We start from the raw sequence: 20,146 nt of genomic DNA, 5'->3' as shown, positions 1-20,146 counted from the left end.
GTCGGTGGTTCCCCGCTCAGTCCGTCCAGAGGGTGACCGTCGCGTTCAGCAGGTAGTCGGCCGGGGCGATCGAGTCGATCCTGATCAGGGCCGTGCGCCCGCCCGGGGTCCGGAGGCAGACGAGCGAGCCGATGCTCACGTGGGCGTCCTGGCCGGGGTGCGTCATCGCCCAGTCCCGGCACTGGGCGCCGGTCGGGGCCGACTGGCCGGACCAGATGCCGAACTGGTCGTGGTCCATCTGGATCTCGTCGTGCAGGTTGGCGGTCGTCGACGTGAAGCCGCCGGCGTAGATGCCGTGCGCGAAGCCGGCGGCACGGGACGGCGGGGTCAGGTCGAAGTCGATGCCGCCTTCCATGGGGACGGCGACCTGGCCGCTCCAGACCTGGACGGGTCCGGTGGCCGACGGGGACGGCGGCGCGGCGACGGAGGTGGCGGGCGCCGGAGTTGCGGAGGGCTTGGAAACCGATGACGCCACGGCGCCGGTCGGCGTGGGCAGTTGCTTCGGATCGTCGCTCTTGGGCCGCACCGCCGTCCCGAGGACCAGCGCCAGCACCCCGACCGCGACCACGCCGAACCGCGCCCCGGTCGTCTTGGGTCCGGGCAGGCTGATCCCGGCGCCGCTCGCGGCCTCGCGCGCGAAGGCCACGACGAAGCAGAGCAGTCCGAAGACCCACAGAGTGATCGTTCCGGCCATCGGTCCCCGTCCCCCGGCGCTTCCGATCCGACATCAGGCCCGCCGATGGTACCGGGTTCCGGGTGCGTGAGCGCCCCCAATTCCGCACCGGACGGCCTCAGTCGAGCGGCGCCGGACGGCCTCAGTCGAGCGCCTCCCGGATCCGCCGGGACGGCTGGAACTCGTAGAGGTCGAGAACGCCTGGCGGGTCGGCCAGGCCCGGGCCGCCGTCGGCGACCCACGTGGCGATGTCGGCGACGGCGTCCGCGTCGTTGACGAGGGCGAGCCAGACCGGGCGGCCGCCCGCGCGGCGGCCCTCGGCGGAGGGCTGGACGACCATCACGTTGGCCTGCTCGCACGCGTCCAGGCAGGTGGTCGGGCGGACGGTCGCCACGCCGTCCAACGCGGTACGCAGTCGGACGAGTTGGGCGGCGTGGTCCACACCGGGGACCTTCGGCGTGCCGCAGCAGCAGCCCCGGCAGACCGTCACCGTGCAGCGCGCCGCGGCGCTCTCCTTCTTCCGCCCCTCGCGGCGGCTCACCGGCCGGCCCGGGCGCGGGTCCAGGCGGCCTCGCGCAGCAGCCGCAGGCCGTTGAGGCCGACGATGACGGTCGAGCCCTCGTGGCCGAGGACGCCGAGCGGCAGCGGGAGGGTGGCGACGAGGTCCCACACGACCAGGGCGGAGATGAACACCGAGGCGATCACCAGGTTCTGCACGACGAGGCCGCGGGCCCGCCGCGAGAGCGCCACCACGGCCGGGACGGTGGCGAGTTCGTCGCGCACGACCACCGCGTCCGCGGTCTCCAGGGCGAGGTCCGAGCCCGCCCGGCCCATCGCGACGCCGGTGTGGGCGGCGGCCAGCGCGGGCGCGTCGTTGACGCCGTCGCCGATCACCAGCACCTTGCGGCCCGCCGCCTCGCACTCGCGGACGGCGGCCACCTTGTCCTGCGGCAGCAGCGCGGCGCGCACGTCGGTGATGCCGACCTCGGCGGCCACGTGGGCGGCGGCGCGCGGGTTGTCGCCGGTGAGCAGCATCGGCGTCCCGCCGGTGAGCGCGGCGAGGGCGGTGACGGTGGCGGCGGCGTCGGGGCGCAGCCGGTCGGCGATGCCGAGCACGCCCAGCGGGACGCCGTCGGCCTCGACCAGGACGGCGGTGCGGCCGGCCGCCTCCAGCTCCCCCGCGTGCCCGTCGGCCTGGTCGACCTCCGGGCCGCTGCGTCCTTCGAGCAGACGGGCGGGTGCGGCGACGGCGACGATGCGGCCGTCGATGGTGGCGCTGACGCCGATGCCGGGGGTGGAGGTGAAGTCCTCGGCGGTGGGGAGGGCGAGGCCCCGGGCTCGGGCGGCGTCGACGACGGCGCGGGCGAGCGGGTGCTCGCTGGGGTGCTCGGCCGCGGCGGCGAGGGTGAGCAGCCCGTCCTCGGTGAGGCCGGAGCCGGTGAGCGGGCGGAGGTCGGTGACGCGCGGGGTGCCTTCGGTGAGGGTGCCGGTCTTGTCGAGCGCGACGGTGTCGCTCTGGCCGAGGCGCTCCATGACGACGGCGGACTTGACGAGGACGCCGTGGCGTCCGGCGTTGGCGATCGCGGAGAGCAGCGGCGGCATGGTGGCCAGCACGACGGCGCACGGCGAGGCGACGATCATGAAGGTCATCGCGCGCAGCAGCGAGTCGGTGAGGGCCGCGCCGACAGCGAGCGGGAGGGCGAAGACGGCGAGGGTCGCGAGGACCATGCCGATCGAGTAGCGCTGCTCGACCTTCTCGATGAAGAGCTGGGTGGGCGCCTTGGTCTCGGAGGCCTCCTCGACCATCTGCACGATCCGCGCGATCACCGAGTCGGAGGCGTCCCGGTCGACGCGGATCCGCAGGGCGCCGGTGCCGTTGAGGGTGCCGGCGAAGACCTCGTCGCCGGCGGCCTTGGCGACGGGCAGCGGCTCGCCGGTGATGGTGGCCTGGTCGACCTCGCTCGCACCGTCCAGGACCCGCCCGTCGGCGCCGATCCGCTCGCCGGGCCGCACGAGGACGGTGTCGCCGACGGCGAGCGCCTCGGTGGGGACGCTCTCCTCGGCGCCGCCCGCGAGGAGCCGGGTGGCGGTGGCCGGGGCCAGGTCGAGCAGGCCGCGCACGGAGTCGGCGGTGCGGGCGGTGGCCAGGGCCTCCAGGGCGCCGGAGGTGGCGAAGATGACGATCAGCAGCGCGCCGTCCATGACCTGCCCGACGGCGGCGGCACCGAGGGCGGCGACGATCATCAGCAGGTCGACGTCGAGGGTCTTCTCGCGCAGCGCCCGGAGGCCGGCCCACGCGGGCTCCCAGCCGCCGGTGGCGTACGCGAGGGCGTAGAGCGGGCCCCAGGCCCAGGCGGGGGCGCCGGCGAGCTGGAGCGGCAGCGCGGTCAGGAACAGCACCGTCGCCGCGGCGGCCCACCGGGCCTCGGGCAGGGCGAAGACCCGGGTGCGGCGGCGGGGGGCGGCGTCCGGACGCGGCGGCGCGGTGGGCGCCGGGCGCTCGATCAGGGTGGCGGGCATGGCAGGCGGGGACCCTTCGGGCACGACAGGACAAGGGCAGGGCTGGGCCCTGGCGTTTCCACGATACATGAACATATGAACGCTCCTTCATTCATGGCCTGTACGATGGTCCTCATGGGTCATGGAGCCGCCACCACCCGAACCGCCGAGGCCGCCGCCGAAGCCGTCCCGCGCACCCGCCTGGACGCCGACGGCGCCGCCCGCGTGGCCACCACCCTCCAGGCCCTCGCCACCCCGTCCCGCCTGCGGATCCTGTCCCGCCTGCGCGAGGGCCCCTGCGCCGCCACCGAACTCGCCGCCGAGGTCGGCATGGAACAGTCCGCCTGCTCCCACCAGCTGCGCCTGCTGCGCAACCTCGGCCTCGTCACCGGCACCCGCCGGGGCCGCTCGGTGGTGTACGCGCTGTACGACAACCACGTCGCCGAACTGCTCGACCAGGCCGTCTACCACATCGAGCACCTGCGCCTGGGGCTCAGCGACGCGACGGACTGACCGGGCCCCGACGGACCCCTCTGGACGCCCGGCCAAGATCGCTGGGACGATGGCCCGATGCTCCCCCCCGTCGCCCCCGATGCGCTGCTCCGCGGCGTCGCCGCCAACCGCGCCGCACCCTCGGACGTCCTGCTGCGACTGCTGGCGCCGGAGGCGAAGCCCGCGCGCCTCGACCTGTGCGAGAGGCGTCCGCTGCCGGACGACGTCGTCGAGGCCGCGCTCGCGCACCCGGAGCCGGGAGTCCGGCGGGCGATCGCCCGGAACCGGTACGTCGCGGTGGAGATCCGCAGCCGGCTGGTCCACGACCCGCTCGACTTCGTGCGCGCCGCGCTGGCCGGCGGACCGCGTCCGCGGTTCCAGCGCGTCGAGCCGCTGCCCGACGAGGCGCTGGCGGCCCTGCTCTCCGCGGAGGACGAGCCCGGCCGGGGCGGGATCCTCACCGCGGACGAGATCCGGCAGGAGCTGGCATTCTCGTTCCAACTGCCGACGGCATTCTCCCTCCGTACGGTCGACCACCCCCACCCCCGGCTCAGGGCACACGCCGCCCGCAGTTGGCAGCACCTCACCCCCGCCGAGCGCGAAGCCCTGCTCGCGGATCCGGACGAGACCGTCCGCGACCAGGCCCGGCGCGAGGCCCGCCGCCTCGACCCCGCCGCCCTCGAAGCGCTCTTCCACCGCCCGGGCCTGAGCGAGCGCGACCGCTACACCATGCTCTGGTTGTACGCGGTCACCGACGCCATCGCCGAACACTGCTTCACCGAGGAGCCCGGCTACCTGCCCGCTCTCGCGGCCAGCCCGTACACCCCTGCCCACGTCGTCGCCCGGCTCGCCCGCCACCCCGATCCGGCACTGCGCCGACGCGTCGCCGAACGGGCCGACCTGGACGCCGGGTCGCTCGCGGAACTCGCGGCGGACCCGGACCCCTCCGTCCGCTCCCGGGCACTCGCGCACCCGCTCCCCCGCACTCGGGCGCAGGCCTCCGTCATCCACGGCGTCCTCGCCGACGACCCCGCGGACCTCGGCCCGATCGGCGCGGGATTCGAGGCCGAGCCGGACTGGTACCTCGCCGGTGCCGTCTCCGAACTCCCGTCGCTGCGCCGGGCCGCCGCCACCTGGCCCGGCCTGCCCGCGCACCTCGTCGACCGGCTGGCGGACGACCCCGACGAGGGAGTGCGGCACCTGCTGGCCTACCACCACCCGCTCGCCCCGCCCGCGACCGTCCTCGCCGCGTTCCTCGCGAGCCCCGAGCAGCGCGAGTACCTGCGGACGCTACCCACCCTGCCCCGCAAGGGACTTCAGCACCTCCTCACCCACGAGGACCCCGAGGTCCGCGCCCTGGCCGCCGCCGACCCCACCCTCGACCACCCGCCCGTCGAGCTCCTCACCGACCCCGACGAGCGAGTCCGCCGGGCCGCCGCCACCAACCCGCTGCTCCCGCCCGACGTGGTCGACGCCCTCCTCGCCGACCCCGCGCTCGCCGAGGCCGCCGCGGCCAACCCGGCGCTGACCGCGGCCCGGCTGCACAGGCTCCTCGACCTCGCCGGGCTGCCGTAACCGGGCTGCCGCAGCCGAATTGCCGCAGCCGGGGTGTCAGAGGCGCGGTGTCAGAGGCGGATTGTCAGAGGCGGGGTGCATGATCGGGGCGTCCGACCACGACAGGGAGCACACCATGCCGATCACCAACGACCAGGTCCTCCAGTACTCGTTCCTGCCCGGGTTGTACCGGGACGACTACTTCCCCGACGCCGTCGTCGACCAGGGGTGCGCCATCCTGCGGCGACTGTGCGAGCGGATCGAGGCCGAGCGGCCGGGCGACCTCGACGCGCTGTACGGCCTCACCGCCGGCGCCACCGAGGAGTTCAACGCCCTCCAGGAGGCGTTCGAGGCCGCCGGCAGCGAGATCGAGACGGTCGCCCGCGAGGAGATCGCCGAGGACTTCTGGTTCATCGCGAACGCCTACGGATTCCCGGAGGCCGACGCCGAGAAGCTGATCTCCGGGCGGGACTGGTAGGAGTCGAGGAAGCGCACCATGTGCAGCTTCGTCACGGCCCGGCCGCCGACCTCGACGGCCCCCGGCTCCCGTCCCCACACCTCGAAGCCGCACGAGGTGTAGAGCCGGAGCGCCGCCTCGTTGCCCTCGGAGACCGTCAGCAGCACCTGCCGCAACTCGTCCCGCGCGGCGGCCAGTTCGAGCGTCCGCGCGACCAGCGCCCGGCCCACGCCCCGGCCGGCCGCCGCGGGCGCCACGGCCATGCCGAACAGCGTCGCCTTGTGCCGCTCCTGGCTCCGGGCGCGCAGCCCGAGGCCCGCCGTGCCGATCAGTCGGCCGTCCGCCGCGAACGCGCCGAGCACCGCGCCCTCCGCCAGCCGGCGGACGGACACCGCGAGCGGCTTCGCGCACTCCTCCGCGTGACTCGACGTGAAGGCCTCGGGCGTCTCCCGGAGGGCCTCCAGACGGAAGGTCCGGTACACCTCCGCGTCGCCCGCGCCCAGCCGGCGGATGGTCACCCCGTCGAGGTCAGAGACGGACACGCGTGCACCTCGTCACGTACGGCATCGCGATCTCCTCGTGGCCCGCGAGGTCGGGGTGGGTGTCGAGGAGGTGCTCGACGTCCGCGAGCAGGCGGGTGCGCTCGGCCTCGGGGAGGGTGATGACGTAGCTGCGCGAGGCGACCATGTCGAGGATCCCGCTCCTCGTCGTCACGTGCTCCCAGCGGATCTCCAGCCGCTCGGGGGCGCCGAAGGGGGCGGGGACGACGGGCTTGGTGTCGATCGTCTGCTTCGCCGAGCGGTGCATCAGGGCGCCGAGTTCGGCGGCCCACGGCTCGGACTCGTCGCGGACGTTCCAGATCAGGGAGAGCGTGCCGCCGGGGGCGAGGACGCGGGCGATCTCCGGGACGGCGGTGCCCTGGTCGAACCAGTGCCAGGCCTGCGCGACGACCACCGCGTCCACGCTGCCGTCCGGCAGCGGGATCCGCTCGGCCGAGCCGCCCCGCACGGCCGCCCTCGGGACGGCCGCCGCGAGCTGGTCGCGCATCGCGTCGTCCGGCTCGACGGCGACGACGTCCAGGCCCGCGTCCACCAGCAGGCGGGTCAGCTTGCCGGTGCCCGCGCCGAGGTCGAGCACCCGGCGGGCCTCGCGCGGCACGGCCGAGCCGATCAGCGCCAGCGGGTAGCCGGGCCGCCCCTGCTGGTACGCGCCGGCCGCGGCGCCGAACGAGCGGGCCCGCAGCTTGCCGGACCAGCGACGGGTGGCGCCCTGGCGGGTCATCCCGCAGGCGCGGCCGATCTCCTCCCAGGTCGCGTGGCGGCCGCGGCGCAGCTCGTCGATGACCGCCGTGCGGCGGTCCTCCAGGACGGCGATCACTTCGGACAGCCGGTGCAGGCCGGCGAGGCCGCCTTCGCCGGCGACGTCGGCGGCGATGCGGTGAGCAAGATCATCGATAGTCACGGCCCGCACTGTAGGGCCGCTCCGCACCGGGCGTCAACACTCATTGCTCGTTGAGCAACACATGTTGCCCGGGAGCCTCTCGCCGCCCTGGAAACAAACAGTGGGGAAACTCGACCCTCTCTTCACACTTCTCCCATAACCTGTCGCGCAGCAGCCCGACTTGAGGAGATGTGACATGAACTCACGTGCAAGGAAGGCCCGTTGGGCCACCGCCCTGGCCACGACCGTGGCGCTCCTGGCCGGCGGCGCCGGCACCGCCCTCGCGGACGGGACGGCCACGACCCCGGTGACCACCGTCCCCGTCGGCACGGTGGTGACCGGCGTCGTGGTCAGCCCGGACGGCAGCAGGGCGTACGTCACGGCCGACGGCAAGCTCAAGGTGGTCGACACCGCGGCCGGCGCCGTCACCGCCGAGATCCCCCTGGGCGGCCTCGACTACACCTCCGACAAATCGGCGATCAGCCCCGACGGCACCCGGGTGTACGCGGTCAGCGGCCTCGTCCTGTACGTCGTCGACACCACGACGAACACCGTCGTCGCCACCGCCCCCCTGCCCCCGGAGATCCGGCCGGACACTTGGAAGGACGGCGGCGCCTTCCAGGTCGCGATCGGCACGGACGGCGGCACGGTCCTCGTCGCCCAGGACGGGCCGAGCGGGTACCTGCGGCCGGGGCAGCCGCCGACCCGGACGCCCGGCCGGGTGCTCACCTTCTCCACCGCGCAGAGCGCGTTCACCGGCGAGGTGCCGATGCCCGACGGCTACGTGCGCCGGATCGCCGTCCGGCCCGGCGGCACCGACGCCTACGTCAGCTCCGGCACCGGCCTCGTGCACCTGGACCTCTCGGCCGGCACCCCGACCGCCGTCGGCACCGTGGCGAACCTCCCGGCCCAGGTGATCTACGCGACCTACACCAAGGACGGCACCCACCTGATCGTCACCGACAGCGACCCCGGCGACCCCCGCCTGGCCCACCCCGTCGACACCGACAGCGACACCGCGACGGCCCCGGTCACGCTCACGCCCGACTTCTCCACCGGCGGCGCGCCGTCCACCACCCCGGCCGGCGGCCTCCTGCGCCGCGCCGCGTACGACCAGACCACGAAGCGGCTCTCCCTGGTGGCCTTCGACTCCACCGCCGACTACGCCGCCGTGCCCGGCGAGACGCTCCCCACCGACGCCGACTTCAGCTACGGCATGACCGTCAGCTCCGACAACCACACCGTCTACCTGCTGGCCCACCGCCCCGGAGTGCAGGGCGTCTTCCTGGAGATCCTCCCCCGCTGAACAACCCTCGGCCGAGAAACCGCACCACATCCGGCCGGACGCCGTCGCGAGGCACCTCCTCGCGGCGGCGTCTTCGCGTGCGCACACGACACCTCACTCTTTCGAGTGGGACCGCTCCGGCGCTTTTGACCCTCGATAGCACGAACTCCGGTCTCCTGGAAGCCACTTCGCGCAGAAACCCTCCGCATGGGCGAATCCCGGGCGGGTTGCCGGTGCGAGCGCCCCGGGGCGAGAAACCTGGTGCGGGCGCCGGCCCCGGTGGGACGGGGGCCGGACCGGGCACCAGCGGTCGCGCACCCGTGCGACATGTCTGACATGTCCGGCAAGATCGCACAAGTCAGCACTGCCACAGTAATTTTGAGTTTCATTCAGAAATGTCGAGACCCGGCTATGCTGCCTCGGACCACCGCCCCCGACCCCCTTCCGATGTCCCCTTCCGACCGTTTGAGGATGCTGATGCTTCGACCCGGATCGTCCCCCGGCAGACGGCCCACCGCGCCCCCGCCCGGGTGGCTGCTGCCCATGGCCGTGCTCGCCGCCGCCGCGGTGGCCGCCGTGGCGATCGCGGTCTCCGGCGCCCGCCCCGAGGTGATCTGGAGCGGCATCGCCGCCACGGCCGCGGTGGCCCTGGTGGCCGCCGAGGCGGGCCGCCGGGGCCGGGCACTGTCCCTCCTGCGCCGTGAACACGCCCGCCAGACGGACGAGTTGCGCCAGAAGATGCTCCGGCAGGACGCCACCATGGTCGCCCTCTCCCGGCAGGAGCTGCCCGCCGCGCTGGCCCGCCTCCAGGCGACCAACTCGGTCGACACGGCGATGCACGCCTACGAGTCCAGGGACCCGATGCTCAGCCCCGAGTACCGGGCCGCCCGGGACGAGCTGCTGCACCGCGTCCTGCGGGCCGTCGACGAGGAGACCGCCCAGCGCGAGGCCTCCCAGCGCGCCTTCGTGAACATCGCCCGGCGCGTCCAGGCGATCATCCACCGCCAGGCCCGCGACCTGCGCGAGATGGAGGACCGGCACGGCAACGACCCGGCCGTCTTCGACGACCTGCTGCGCCTGGACCACGGCAACGCCCTGACCGGCCGCCTCGCCGACTCCATCGCCGTCCTCGCCGGCGCCCGCCCCGGCCGCCAGTGGAGCCGCCCGGTCGCGCTCTACAGCGTGCTGCGCGGCGGCATGTCGCGCATCCTGGAGTACCAGCGCGTCTCGCTGCACCCCACCCCCGAGGTCGCCGTCATCGGCCCCGGCGTCGAACCGCTCATCCACGCGGTCGCCGAGCTCCTCGACAACGCGACCCGCTACTCCCCGCCGCACACCCACGTGCACCTCACCGCCTCCGAGGTGCAGACCGGGATAGCGGTCGAGATCGAGGACGGCGGCCTCGGCCTCAGCGAGGACGGCTACGCCCGCGCCGAGGAGGTCCTGCGGCACGCGCAGGGCGAGTTCGACCTCAACGACCTCGGCGAGACCCCGCGCCTCGGCCTGGCCGTCGTCGGGCGGCTGTGCCGCGCGTACGGCTTCCAGGTCACCCTGCGCCCGTCCGCGTACGGCGGCATCCGCGCGGTGCTGGTCGTGCCGCGCGAGCTGATCACCACCGCGCCGGCCACCGGTCGCGCGCACGGCATCGGCTCCATCTCCGGCCCGCGCCCGCTGCCGGCCAACCAGCCGCGGTCCAAGTCCTCGTCGCGGCCGTGGGGTCCGCCGCCGCTGTCGGTCAACAGCCCGGCCTTCGCCAACTCCCCGTGGGCCGGCACCGGTCCGATGCCCAACGGCCCGGTCCCGTCCGGTCCGGTGTCCTCCGCCCCGATGACGTCGGGCCACGTGCCGGCCGGACCGATACGGGCGAACGGGCACGGGCCCGGACCGATGGACGACCTGCCGGTGGTGACCGAACGCGGCGCCAACGGGCTGCCCCAGCGCCGGCGCCACCGTCAGACGCTCGGCCGCACCGGCTACCCGGCGCCCGCGCGGGACACGGCGGGACCGGCCCCGCAGCCCAAGGAGACGGCCAAGGAGCCGGTGCAGCCCGGCATCTGGCTCACCGCCTTCCTGGAGGGCATCAACGGCGAGGCGTCGCCCCCCGGTTCGGGCGAGCGCCCCGGCGGAGCCGACCAGACCAGAGACAACATGGCAGGGAAAGGCGAGCAGTGATTCAGCAGCGCACCAACATGGACTGGATGCTCAAGGACCTGGCGCTGAGCGTCCCGTACGCCCGGCACGTGATCGTCCTGTCCTCGGACGGCCTGCGGATGGCCCAGTACGGCACCGACCCGGACGCCGCCGACCGTCTCGCGGCGGCCTGCGCCGGCCTGCAGAGCCTGGCGACGGCGGTGGCGCACGAGTTCCCGCACGGGGACGGCGGGATGCGGATGGTCGTGATCGAGGTGAGCGGCGGCTTCTTCTACATGATGGCGGCGGGCTCGCGCGCGTACCTCGCCGTGCTCGCCGACGAGGGCGTCGACGCCGGGCTGGTGAGCTCGCAGATGCGCGACCTCGTCGCCCGGATCGGCGAGCACCTGACCACGCCGCCGCGCAAGGGCGAGCAGGTCGCATGAGCGAGCGAAAGGTGGACTCATGACTGACCCCGGCCCCGGCGGGCGCCGGGACGACGACGACCCGGAGCGCCTGTACGTCATCACGGGCGGGCGCAGCGGGCCGGCCGGGCCGACCCCGTTCGACCTGGTCACCCTGATCGTCACCCGCAGGGACCCGCGGCCCGGCATGCAGCCCGAGCACGCGGCGATCCTGCGGCTGTGCACCTCACCCCTGTCCGTCGCCGAGATCTCCGCCTACCTGCGGCTGCCGACGAGCGTGGTGACCGTGCTGCTGGCGGACCTGCTCGACGACGAGCTGATCGAGGCCCGCGCCGCCGTACCCCCGGCGGACTTCCCCGACCGTGCCCTCCTGGAGGCGGTGATCCATGGACTACAGCGACTCTGACACGCTGGTCGGGCCGGCGGCCTCGGACCTGCTGCCGGCCTCCGCGACCTCGGCGGTCAAGGTCGTGATCGTCGGAGGTTTCGGGGTCGGCAAGACGACCCTGGTCGGTTCGGTGAGCGAGATCCGTCCGCTCACCACCGAGGAGACGATGACCCAGGAGGGCGAGGGCGTCGACGACGTCGCCGGGGTCGAGCGCAAGACCGAGACGACCGTCGCGATGGACTTCGGCCGGATCAGCATCAGCGACGAACTGGTGCTGTACGTGTTCGGCACCCCTGGGCAGGAGCGGTTCTGGTTCCTCTGGAACGGCCTGTTCGAGGGCGCGCTCGGCGCGGTGGTGCTGGTCGACACCCGCCGGCTGGAGGTCAGCTTCGAGGTGATCGGGCGGCTGGAGGACCGGGGCGTGCCGTTCGTCGTCGCGATCAACGGCTTCCCGGACTCGCCCGCGCACCCGGTCGAGGAGCTGCGGGCCGCCCTCGACCTGCCGCGGGACGTGCCGATCGTCACCTGCGACGCCCGGCGGCGCGAATCCTGCCGGGACGTCCTCATGGCCCTGATGCGCTACCTGTACGACTGCGCCGCGAAGCGGGCGTGAGCCGCCGCCCCGTCCGGTCCGGCCCCTCCCCCGCCCGTCCGGCCGTTCCACCTTCCCTGTCCGTTCCGATCCCGTCCGATCCCGGAGACCCTGTGACAACTCCGCACTCCGACAGTGCACTTCCCGACGATCTCGCGGTGGCCCCGCCGCCCGGCTGCCCCGCGCACGGCCGCCCCGAGATCGGCCCGATCGGCCCGAACGGCGTGCGACGCCTGTACGGGCCCGAGGCCGAGGCCGACCCGTGGGCGGTGTACGAGAAGCTCCGCGCCGAGCACGGCGACGTGGCGCCGGTGCTGCTGTACGGCGACGTGCCGGCCTGGCTGATCCTCGGCCACGCGGCGAACCTCACGGCGATGCGCACGCCCTCGCTCTTCTCGCGCGACTCCCGGCTGTGGACGAAGTTCAAGGACGGGACGGTCGGCGCGGACTCGCCGCTCATGCCGGTCGTCGCGTGGCAGCCGCTGTGCGTGTTCGCGGACGGCGAGGAGCACCGGCGCCTGCGCGGTGCCCTCAACGACGGGCTCGGCGGCTTCGACCACCGGGGCATCCGCCGGCACGTCATCGGCTTCGTCGACGCCATGGTGCGGGACTTCGGGCGCACCGGGCACGCCGAGCTGGTCAGCCAGTTCGCCGAGCACCTGCCGATGCTGGTCCTGACGCAGCTGCTCGGCATGCCCCGCGAGTACGGCCCGCGCCTGGTCGACGCGGCGCGCGACCTCATGCGGGGCACCGCGACGGCGATCGAGAGCAACGAGTACGTCGTCGCGAGCCTGCGCCGGGCCATCGAGCGCAAGCGCGTCGAGCCGGGCGACGACCTCGTCACCTCGCTCATGCGGCACCCGGCCGGGCTCACCGACGACGAGGTCCTGGAGCACCTGCGGGTCGTGCTGCTGGCGGCCAACGAGACCACCGTCAACCTGATCGCCGACACGCTGAAGATGGTCCTCACCGACCCGCGCTTCCGCGCCAGCCTGTCCGGCGGGCACATGACCCTCGCGGAGGCGCTCGACCAGGTGCTGTGGGACTCCCCGCCGATGATCCTGGTGGCCGGCCGGTGGGCCACCGGGGACACCGAGCTCGGCGGGCAGCAGATCGAGGCGGGCGACCTGCTCCTCCTCGGGCTCGCGGCGGGCAACTTCGACCCGGTCGTCCGGCCCGACCGGAACGCGCCGCTGCACGGCAACCGCTCCCACCTGTCCTTCGGCAGCGGCCCGCACGAGTGCCCCGGCCAGGACATCGGCCGCGCCATCGCCGAGACCAGCATCGACCACCTGCTCACCCGGCTGCCGGACCTGCGGCTCGCCGAGGAGGAGAAGGACCTGGACTACACGTCGGCGTGGCTGGCCCGCCACCTCGTCGAACTCCCGGTCGAGTTCACTCCGGTGATCCTGGAGGAGGCGCCGGCTCCCGAGCCGGAGCCGACGCCCGAGGTGGAGGTCGAGGCCCTCGCCCCTGAGCCGCCCGTCGCAGCGGAACCGGTGGCCGTCACCATCCCGCACCAGCGCGGCGGTTGGTGGAGCAGGCTGACGGCGTTCATCCGCCGCTGACCTCCACGGCTGATCTCTCCTCTGCCCCCGGCCCGCCACCGGGGGCAGAGGCATCGGCGACGTCTCCCCCCACGGGCGACTTCGCGCCCGCGTGCCTGCGACCCCGACCGCGTGTCGGGCCGGGGCGCGGACCGGGCGACCGGACAGCGCCCTCAGTCGTCCCAGGCGTCCGCGCGGGAGCGTTCCAGGGTGAAGGTGTCGACCGGGGTGAGGTCGCCGTGCGGGCCGTCGAAGGTGTAGTAGGTGACCTTCATCCGGGTGCGGCCGCCGCGGCGGTCGCCCGGGTCGACGTCGAAGGCCGCGAAGCCGTGGGTGTGTTCGCGGTCCTGGACGGCGGCCCACGGGGCGTCCTCCGTCACCCAGACCGACTCGCGGTACGGGGCGCCCGGGGCCGGTTTGGGCTCCAGTGCGACGACGACGCGGCCCTGCTTCGTCTCGAACAGGTCGTCCTGGGTGGTCGCGGCGTTGCCGCCGGCGCCGATGACCATGTGGACGGTGCCGTGGTCGGTGTCGGCGAAGTCGGGGTCCGTCCCGGACGGGACCGGTGTGCGGACGTCGTTGGGGAGCGTCCCGCGGACGGGGTGGGAGCGCTCGTAGTAGTGCTCGTGGCCGCTCACGACCAGGTCCACGCCGTACTCGTCGAACAGCGGGCCCCAGGCCTCGCGGATGCCGAGGTCGCTGCCGCTGCCGTGCTTGGACGTCGAGATCATCGGGTGGTGCATGCAGACGACGATCCAGTCGATCGCCCGGCTGTTCCTGGCGGCCCGCAACTCGCGTTCCAGCCAGCGCTCCTGGGCGCCGCCCGAGTACCCGCGCAGGTAGATCTCGCTGCTGTTCTGGATGGCGACGTCCTCGTTGGCGAGGCTGATGAAGCGCACCGCGCCGACCGTGAACGCGTACCACATGCCGGCCGTCTCCTCGTCGGCGGAGGCGGCGGACTCGGGCAGGTCGAAGTACGTCTGGTAGCCGAGGGCGCCGATCGGGCCGTTCCCGCTCTCGGTCTCGTGGTTCCCCGCGCACGGCATCCACGGGCGCAGCCGGGTGGAGCGGCTGTTGGAGATGAACCAGTCCGCCCACGTCCCGGTGCGGCTCTGGCCGTGCCGGCCGCTGTAGGAGGCGTAGCAGAGGTCGCCGTTGACGAGGTTGAACAGCGGGCCGACGCGTTCGACGGCGGCGACGATGTCGGCGGAGGCCGGGGATCCGATCTGGCTGCTGGTGTACACGGGGTACTTGCCGAGCGGGGAGGGGACGCCGTCGGGGAACTCGACCTTGCGGCGGAGGTTGGGCGCGCCCTGGTCGCCGAAGCTGGTGAAGGTGAAGGCGGCGCGGCCGCGCGGCGCGGTCGTGAAGGACCCCGTCTCGGGGTTGGCGCCGTCGTGTCCGGCGGCGTACAGGTACGTGGTCGCGGCCCGCAGGCCGGTGAGGCGGGCGTGGTGGACGTACACCTCGTCCTTGGAGAGCGCGTCCCGGTAGGTGCGCGTCTCGGCCTCGACGACGCGTCCGAGTCCGCCGTCCGGCGAGCCGACCCGCACGTGGGGACGGCGGACGGACTGCGGGGTGATCCAGGAGACGGTCATCTCGCCGGAGGGGTCGTTGCCGAACTGGAGGTGGATCCCGCTCACGCTCGGCACCCCGAGCCGGTGCGGGGTGGACTGCAACAGCGGCGTGGGCGCCGCCGCGGCGGACGTCGGCGCGGCGAGGCCCGCGACGAGTGCGGCCCCGGCCGCCGACGATCCCTTGAGTAACTGTCTGCGTGCGATGCTCACGGACTCCCCCTGTGTCACCCGGGCCATTGGTGTCGCAGAACTTTACTCGCATGTTCATGTCATGGCGATGGTGTGAGCCCGCCCGATTCACGGCGGCCGGCTGGAGGGCCCCGCGGATCCGCCGGTAGCCTTGATCGCCTCATCGGGCACGGAGAGCGGGAGAACGCGTGGTCAGGTCGGCGCTGAAGTGGATCGACGGGACCGATTTCGGCTACTACGCCCTGTGCCCGGAGCCGTACGTCGCCTCGTGGGACGGCACCGAGGCCGTGAACGCTTTCGGCGACTACGTCTCGCGGGTCGACCTGCCGGGCCACGGCGACGTGTTGGTCCTGGGCGGGGAGCCGCTCCCCGCGACCTACTTCGCCGAGCACCTGACGTTCGCCCGCTGGTACACGGCCGAGGACGACCTCGGGCTGGCGCGCGCGGTGGAGCGGGCGATGGACTCGGACGGCTGGGAGGACGCCTGCGAGGTCTCGCTCGACGGGGACTACCGGCTCATGGACTGCCTGGTGACCGGCGAGGACGTCACGGAGGCCGACTCGATCCGGGTGCACCTTCCCGAGGGCCGCTACGTGATCCGGTCGCTGTTCCTCGACACCTCTCCCGAGGAGCAGTTCATGCTGGAACGGCTGGTCAGGCTCTGACCCCGGCTCCGCCGGGGCCTCGCGCAGCTGTAGGGCCGTCGGGGCGCCGGTGACTCCGCCGTCCGGCGCGCGGTAGAGCCGGCAGGCGAGGGACACCGGGGCGCCCGGCCGGGGTCACGGCTTGCGGGCCACGCCCGCGTAGGCCGACACCTCGTGGTCCGCGAGGGCGGGTTCGTCGTCGAGCTCGGGGCGCCAGCGGTTGATCAGGGCCACGCCGGGGTCGTCGAGCTCCAGGCCGTCGAAGAAGCGCTCCACGCCGGCGCGCGTGCGCAGGTGGTTCTCTATGCCGGCCTCGGAGTACCGCTTCGAGCCGATGGCCACCAGCTCGGGGATCGTGTCGGCGGTGCCGGCGGTGAGGGCGAGGAAGCTGCCGGACGGGAGGGCGTCGAGGAGCTTGCGGACGGGCGGGTGCGCCGCCTCGTCGGAGAGGAAGTGCACGAGGTTGACGAGCATCAGGGCGATCGGCCGGTCGAAGTCGAGCGTGCCGGCGACCGCCGGGTCGGCCAGGAAGTGCTCCGGGTCGCGGAAGTCGCCCTCGACGTAGGCGGTACGGCCCTCGGGCGCGCTGGTGAGCAGGGCGCGGGAGTGGGCGAGCACGATCGGGTCGTTGTCGACGTAGACGATGCGGCTGGTCGGGTCGACGGACTGGGCGACCTCGTGCAGGTTGGGCCCGGTGGGGATGCCGGTGCCGACGTCGAGGAACTGGCGCACGCCGTGGGTTTCGGCGAGGTGGCGGGTCATCCGGTGCATGACGGCCCGGGCCGCGCGGGTGGCGGTGCGCGAACCGGGCCACTCGGTGAGGATGCGGTCGCCGACCTCGCGGTCCACCGGGAAGTTGGTCTTGCCACCGAGCAGGTAGTCGTAGACCCGGGCGGGGTGGGCGCGGTCGGTGCGCAGGTCCAGCGAGGGCAGCGGCTCCGCCGGCTGCTCCGACGCCCGCAGGCCGAGCCAGTCGCCGGATTCGTCGCGCTGTGCCATGGTTCCTCCCGGGATGACCTCTTCGGCCGTTTCGGTTGCGGAAGATGACCGAACGTCAGCCGGCTTCGGACTGTACACGACCACCTGCGGTGCGGGGGCGGGAGTTCCGGATCGCGGCGGTGAACGCGGGAACGCGCAGGACGGTGAAGGTCGCGAGCAGCGGCCCGAGCGAGCAGAGCGTGACGTAGAAGGGGATCACGCCGAGGCGGTGGTGGCCGTTGAGCCACTCGGCGAGCAGCGGGAAGGTGCCGCCGAACGCCGCGATGGTGGCCGCGTTGACGACGCCGACGCCGACGGCCCGCACGGCGGTCGGGAACAGCATGCCGGTGAAGACGTTGAGCGTGCCGAGCTGCGTGGCGACGAGCATCCCCAGGACGACGGCCACGAGTTGGAAGGACAGCCAGCCGTGCCGCATGGCGGCGAGCAGCGGCAGCACGAGCACGACGGTGAGGGCGAAGGCGGTCCGCATGACCGGCAACAGGCCCACCCGGTCGGCGAGTACGCCCCCGAGCAGCATGGTGGCGAGGACGACGGCGAGGACGACCGTCATGAAGGAGGCCGCCTCCTCCTTGCCGATGACGCCGTAGGCCGCGGCGTACTGCGGCAGGTAGACCAGCGCGAAGTAGTAGCCGATCGTGCCGCCGAGGGTGTGCAGGAAGACGGTGAGCACGGCCCAGCGGTGGCGGCTCACCGTGTCGAGGAACCCGGGGCGTCCGCTCTCCCCGCCGGCCCGGCCGCGGTGGAACTCCTCGCTCTCCGGCGCGGCCCGCCGCACCCACACGGCGGCGAGGCCGAGCACGGCCGCGACGACGAAGCCCCAGCGCCAACCGCCGTGCTTCAGCCCCTCCTTGCCGAGGGTGTGGAGCAGCACGGCCAGGACGCCGTACGAGATCAGCGAGCCGATGATGATGCCGCCGTACGACACGGAGCTGAACGCGAACCGGTGGCGCGGCGGCGCGGTCTCCGTCACGTACGCGGCGACGGTGGGCGTCTCGCCGCCGAAGGCGAGCCCCTGGACGACGCGCGCGGCGACGGCGAGGACGGCCGCCCACACGCCGATGGTCTGCTGTCCGGGCAGGAGCGCGATCCCGAGGCTGGCGGCGGCGATCACCGACATGCTGAGCGTGAGGCCGAAGCGCCGCCCGCGGCCGTCGCTCAGCCGGCCGATGAGGAACGAGCCGACCGGCCGCGCCACGAAGCCGACCGCGAAACCGACGTACGCGGCGAGCAGCCCGCTCACGCCGCCCTTGCCGTGGCCGAAGAGGTCCGCCGCGAAGTACGGCGCGAGGACGGCGTACACGTTCCAGTCGAAGGACTCGACCACCGATCCGACGGTGGCGGCGGCCAGTTGGCGCCGCCGTCCGCCCGCGGCCGGTGCGGGGTCGCGCAGCGGCAGGGCTGCGGTCTGATCTGTCATGGCCACAGCGTCCCACTGATCGACAAGGCTGTGAATGGAGTTCGCGGCAACCGGCGCGGCGCCCTCCCGGCCGCATGCGAACGGTGGCGGGCCGCACTTCGTCGCCCTTTGTCCGGCTTCTGCCGCGGACCCGGGGGCGGGAAGGACCCTCCCCGTACGATCGATGTCGCAGGCGAATGACATGTGTGTGCGCGTGAAGAACCTCCGTCCCTCGCGACGCGCCACCCTGCCCGTGGCCGTCACCGCCGCCCTCGGCGCGGCACTCCTCGCCGGCTGCACGAGCTCGGGCGGCGGCACCACCGCCGCCTCCGGCACGCCCTCACCCAGCGCCACCACCGCGGCGACGCCGACCGCCACGCCGACCCCGACGCCCAGGCCCACCGGCGCCGCCGACCCGGCACTCAAGGCGTTCTACGGCCAGCAGCTCGCCTGGGCGGCCTGCCCGCCCGACCCGAAGACCGGCACGACGGACGGCTCCGCCCTGCAGTGCGCCACCCTCAAGGTGCCGCTCGACTACGCCGACCCCGCCACCGGCACGCTCGACGTCGCCGTCGTCCGCGACCCCGCCGGCAAGCCCGACCAGCGCGTCGGCTCGCTGCTCCTCAACCCCGGCGGCCCGGGCGGCTCCGGGGTGAACATGGTCAAGGCCGGTGCCAAGCAGGCCAAGGGCACCACCCTCCACGACCGCTTCGACATGGTCGGCTTCGACCCGCGCGGAGCCGGCGCCACCAGCCCGCTCAACTGCCTGGACGACGGGGCCCGCGACGGCTGGCTCACCACCGACCAGTCGGGCGTGGACCACGGCAAGGTGCTCGCCGACGCCTGCAAGGCCAAGTACGCGAGCGTCCTGCCGTACGTCGGCACCCGCAACACCGCCCGCGACATGGACGTCCTGCGCGCGGTCCTCGGCGACCAGAAGCTCAACTACCTGGGCATGTCCTACGGCACCTACCTCGGCTCCCTCTACGCCGAGGAGTTCCCGGACCGCGTCGGCCACCTGGTCCTCGACGGCGCCACCTCGCCCTCGACCTCGCTCGTGCAGCACAACGTCGAGCAGCAGGCCGGCTTCGAGCGCGCCCTCAAGGCCTTCGCCGCCGACTGCGCCGGCAAGGACGGCTGCCCGCTCGGCCAGGACCCGGAGAAGGCCCCGCAGAAGCTCGCCGACTTCCTCGACGGCCTCAAGGACAAACCGCTCACCACCTCGGACGGCCGCACCCTCACCGCCACGGCCGCCTGGAGCGGCGTGCTCGACAACCTCTACGGCGGCGAGGCGGACTGGAAGCAGCTGCGAGAGATCGTCAAGGCCGCTATGCGCGGCAAGGGCGACTACCTCTACCAGCTCGCCGACGGCGCCTCCGGCCGCGACAAGGACGGGCACTACAAGGCCTCGGCCGACGCCTACACCGCGATCCACTGCGCCGACGGCGCGACCGACACCCCGCCCGCCGACCGGCTCCAGGCCGCGCTCACCGACCTCGCCGCCAAGGCGCCGCTGGTCAGCAGGCACGACCCGATGGCAGCCCTGTTCGACCCGGACTGCCGCACCTGGCCGGCCGCCTCCGCCGAGAAGCCGCACGCGGTCAAGTCGGCCGCCGCCAACCCGATCGTCGTCGTCGGCTCCACCGGCGACCCGGCCACGCCGTACGCGTGGGCGGAGAAGCTCACCTCCGAGCTGGGCAACGCCGTCCTGCTGACCCGCGAGGGCGAGGGGCACACCGGGTACGGCGCGAGCAACTGCATCCGGACCGCCGTCGACGCCTTCCTGGTGGACGGCACCGTCCCGGCCGCCGGGACGCGCTGCCCGACGGACGCACCGGCCGGCTGACCGGCCGACCGAC

19 protein-coding genes are annotated in these 20,146 nt (G+C 73.8%); 11 read left to right on the top strand and 8 right to left on the bottom strand.

The window, feature by feature from the left end:
* Positions 1-16: 16 nt before the first annotated feature.
* From ACFXDE_RS04075 to ACFXDE_RS04065, 3 genes are all read right to left on the bottom strand, one after another.
* The gene (locus tag ACFXDE_RS04075; protein ID WP_380490651.1) at positions 17-694 is read right to left on the bottom strand and encodes a hypothetical protein; all 678 of its coding nucleotides are present in this window, start codon (positions 692-694) and stop codon (positions 17-19) included.
* 121 nt (positions 695-815) lie between these two features.
* Complete coding sequence (locus tag ACFXDE_RS04070) at positions 816-1,214, bottom strand: (2Fe-2S) ferredoxin domain-containing protein (protein WP_380490649.1); 399 nt, start codon at positions 1,212-1,214, stop codon at positions 816-818.
* Positions 1,211-3,193, bottom strand: coding sequence for a heavy metal translocating P-type ATPase (locus tag ACFXDE_RS04065; protein WP_380490646.1), 1,983 nt, complete (start codon positions 3,191-3,193; stop codon positions 1,211-1,213). The genes ACFXDE_RS04070 and ACFXDE_RS04065 overlap by 4 nt, the downstream gene beginning before the upstream one ends.
* A 114-nt stretch (positions 3,194-3,307) precedes the next feature.
* On the opposite strand from ACFXDE_RS04065, the gene ACFXDE_RS04060 reads away from it, so the two are divergent.
* The 3 genes from ACFXDE_RS04060 (at position 3,308) to ACFXDE_RS04050 (ending at position 5,696) form a co-directional block, all read left to right on the top strand.
* Positions 3,308-3,685, top strand: a complete 378-nt coding sequence (locus ACFXDE_RS04060) for an ArsR/SmtB family transcription factor (RefSeq protein ID WP_380490644.1) — start codon at positions 3,308-3,310, stop codon at positions 3,683-3,685.
* A 57-nt stretch (positions 3,686-3,742) separates the two neighbouring features.
* Positions 3,743-5,239, top strand: coding sequence for a hypothetical protein (locus tag ACFXDE_RS04055; RefSeq protein WP_380490642.1), 1,497 nt, complete (start codon positions 3,743-3,745; stop codon positions 5,237-5,239).
* A gap of 115 nt (positions 5,240-5,354) precedes the next feature.
* On the top strand, positions 5,355-5,696 hold the full coding sequence (locus ACFXDE_RS04050; RefSeq protein WP_380490640.1) for a DUF5713 family protein: 342 nt from the start codon (positions 5,355-5,357) through the stop codon (positions 5,694-5,696).
* On the opposite strand, the gene ACFXDE_RS04045 is transcribed toward ACFXDE_RS04050, so the two are convergent.
* Positions 5,642-6,217 carry a GNAT family N-acetyltransferase gene (locus ACFXDE_RS04045; protein WP_380490638.1) on the bottom strand — a complete coding sequence of 192 codons (576 nt, stop codon included), beginning with the start codon at positions 6,215-6,217 and terminating at the stop codon, positions 5,642-5,644. The genes ACFXDE_RS04050 and ACFXDE_RS04045 overlap by 55 nt on opposite strands.
* The gene (locus ACFXDE_RS04040; protein ID WP_380490636.1) at positions 6,204-7,136 is read right to left on the bottom strand and encodes a class I SAM-dependent methyltransferase; all 933 of its coding nucleotides are present in this window, start codon (positions 7,134-7,136) and stop codon (positions 6,204-6,206) included. The genes ACFXDE_RS04045 and ACFXDE_RS04040 overlap by 14 nt, the downstream gene beginning before the upstream one ends.
* A gap of 175 nt (positions 7,137-7,311) precedes the next feature.
* On the opposite strand from ACFXDE_RS04040, the gene ACFXDE_RS04035 reads away from it, so the two are divergent.
* The 6 genes from ACFXDE_RS04035 to ACFXDE_RS04010 all read left to right on the top strand — a co-directional run bounded on the left by ACFXDE_RS04035 (position 7,312) and on the right by ACFXDE_RS04010 (position 13,503).
* On the top strand, positions 7,312-8,421 hold the full coding sequence (locus tag ACFXDE_RS04035) for a hypothetical protein (RefSeq protein ID WP_380490634.1): 1,110 nt from the start codon (positions 7,312-7,314) through the stop codon (positions 8,419-8,421).
* Positions 8,422-8,877: 456 nt separating this feature from the next.
* Positions 8,878-10,572: a sensor histidine kinase gene (locus tag ACFXDE_RS04030; RefSeq protein ID WP_380490864.1), complete on the top strand. Its 1,695-nt coding sequence runs from the start codon at positions 8,878-8,880 to the stop codon at positions 10,570-10,572.
* Positions 10,569-10,976, top strand: coding sequence for a roadblock/LC7 domain-containing protein (locus ACFXDE_RS04025; RefSeq protein ID WP_329925671.1), 408 nt, complete (start codon positions 10,569-10,571; stop codon positions 10,974-10,976). Before ACFXDE_RS04030 ends, ACFXDE_RS04025 begins: the two co-directional genes overlap by 4 nt.
* Before the next feature lie 19 nt (positions 10,977-10,995).
* Positions 10,996-11,361 (top strand): DUF742 domain-containing protein, encoded by a 366-nt coding sequence (locus ACFXDE_RS04020; RefSeq protein WP_380435393.1) that lies wholly within the window; start codon positions 10,996-10,998, stop codon positions 11,359-11,361.
* Positions 11,342-11,956: an ATP/GTP-binding protein gene (locus ACFXDE_RS04015; RefSeq protein ID WP_380435392.1), complete on the top strand. Its 615-nt coding sequence runs from the start codon at positions 11,342-11,344 to the stop codon at positions 11,954-11,956. The genes ACFXDE_RS04020 and ACFXDE_RS04015 overlap by 20 nt, the downstream gene beginning before the upstream one ends.
* A gap of 137 nt (positions 11,957-12,093) precedes the next feature.
* Positions 12,094-13,503, top strand: a complete 1,410-nt coding sequence (locus tag ACFXDE_RS04010; protein ID WP_380490630.1) for a cytochrome P450 — start codon at positions 12,094-12,096, stop codon at positions 13,501-13,503.
* Between the two features lie 152 nt (positions 13,504-13,655).
* On the opposite strand, the gene ACFXDE_RS04005 is transcribed toward ACFXDE_RS04010, so the two are convergent.
* Entirely contained in the window at positions 13,656-15,269 is a 1,614-nt protein-coding gene (locus tag ACFXDE_RS04005; RefSeq protein ID WP_380490627.1) for a purple acid phosphatase family protein, read from the bottom strand.
* Positions 15,270-15,436: 167 nt separating this feature from the next.
* Between ACFXDE_RS04005 and ACFXDE_RS04000 the strand changes: the two genes are divergently transcribed.
* Positions 15,437-15,913, top strand: a complete 477-nt coding sequence (locus ACFXDE_RS04000; RefSeq protein WP_380490625.1) for an Imm21 family immunity protein — start codon at positions 15,437-15,439, stop codon at positions 15,911-15,913.
* A 114-nt stretch (positions 15,914-16,027) separates the two neighbouring features.
* On the opposite strand, the gene ACFXDE_RS03995 is transcribed toward ACFXDE_RS04000, so the two are convergent.
* Both ACFXDE_RS03995 and ACFXDE_RS03990 read right to left on the bottom strand, forming a co-directional pair.
* Positions 16,028-16,891: an SAM-dependent methyltransferase gene (locus ACFXDE_RS03995; protein WP_380490623.1), complete on the bottom strand. Its 864-nt coding sequence runs from the start codon at positions 16,889-16,891 to the stop codon at positions 16,028-16,030.
* A 55-nt stretch (positions 16,892-16,946) separates the two neighbouring features.
* Positions 16,947-18,308: an MFS transporter gene (locus tag ACFXDE_RS03990; RefSeq protein ID WP_380490621.1), complete on the bottom strand. Its 1,362-nt coding sequence runs from the start codon at positions 18,306-18,308 to the stop codon at positions 16,947-16,949.
* A 193-nt stretch (positions 18,309-18,501) separates the two neighbouring features.
* Here ACFXDE_RS03990 and ACFXDE_RS03985 point away from each other — a divergent pair, with 193 nt between their 5' ends.
* On the top strand, positions 18,502-20,133 hold the full coding sequence (locus ACFXDE_RS03985) for an alpha/beta hydrolase (RefSeq protein ID WP_380490618.1): 1,632 nt from the start codon (positions 18,502-18,504) through the stop codon (positions 20,131-20,133).
* The last annotated feature ends 13 nt before the right edge of the window (positions 20,134-20,146 follow it).

The sequence above is a fragment of the Kitasatospora sp. NPDC059408 genome, from assembly GCF_042751525.1.
Lineage (GTDB): Bacteria > Actinomycetota > Actinomycetes > Streptomycetales > Streptomycetaceae > Kitasatospora.
Note: the sequence above shows the minus strand (reverse complement) of the source record. Positions and strands in the feature narration are given on the sequence as shown.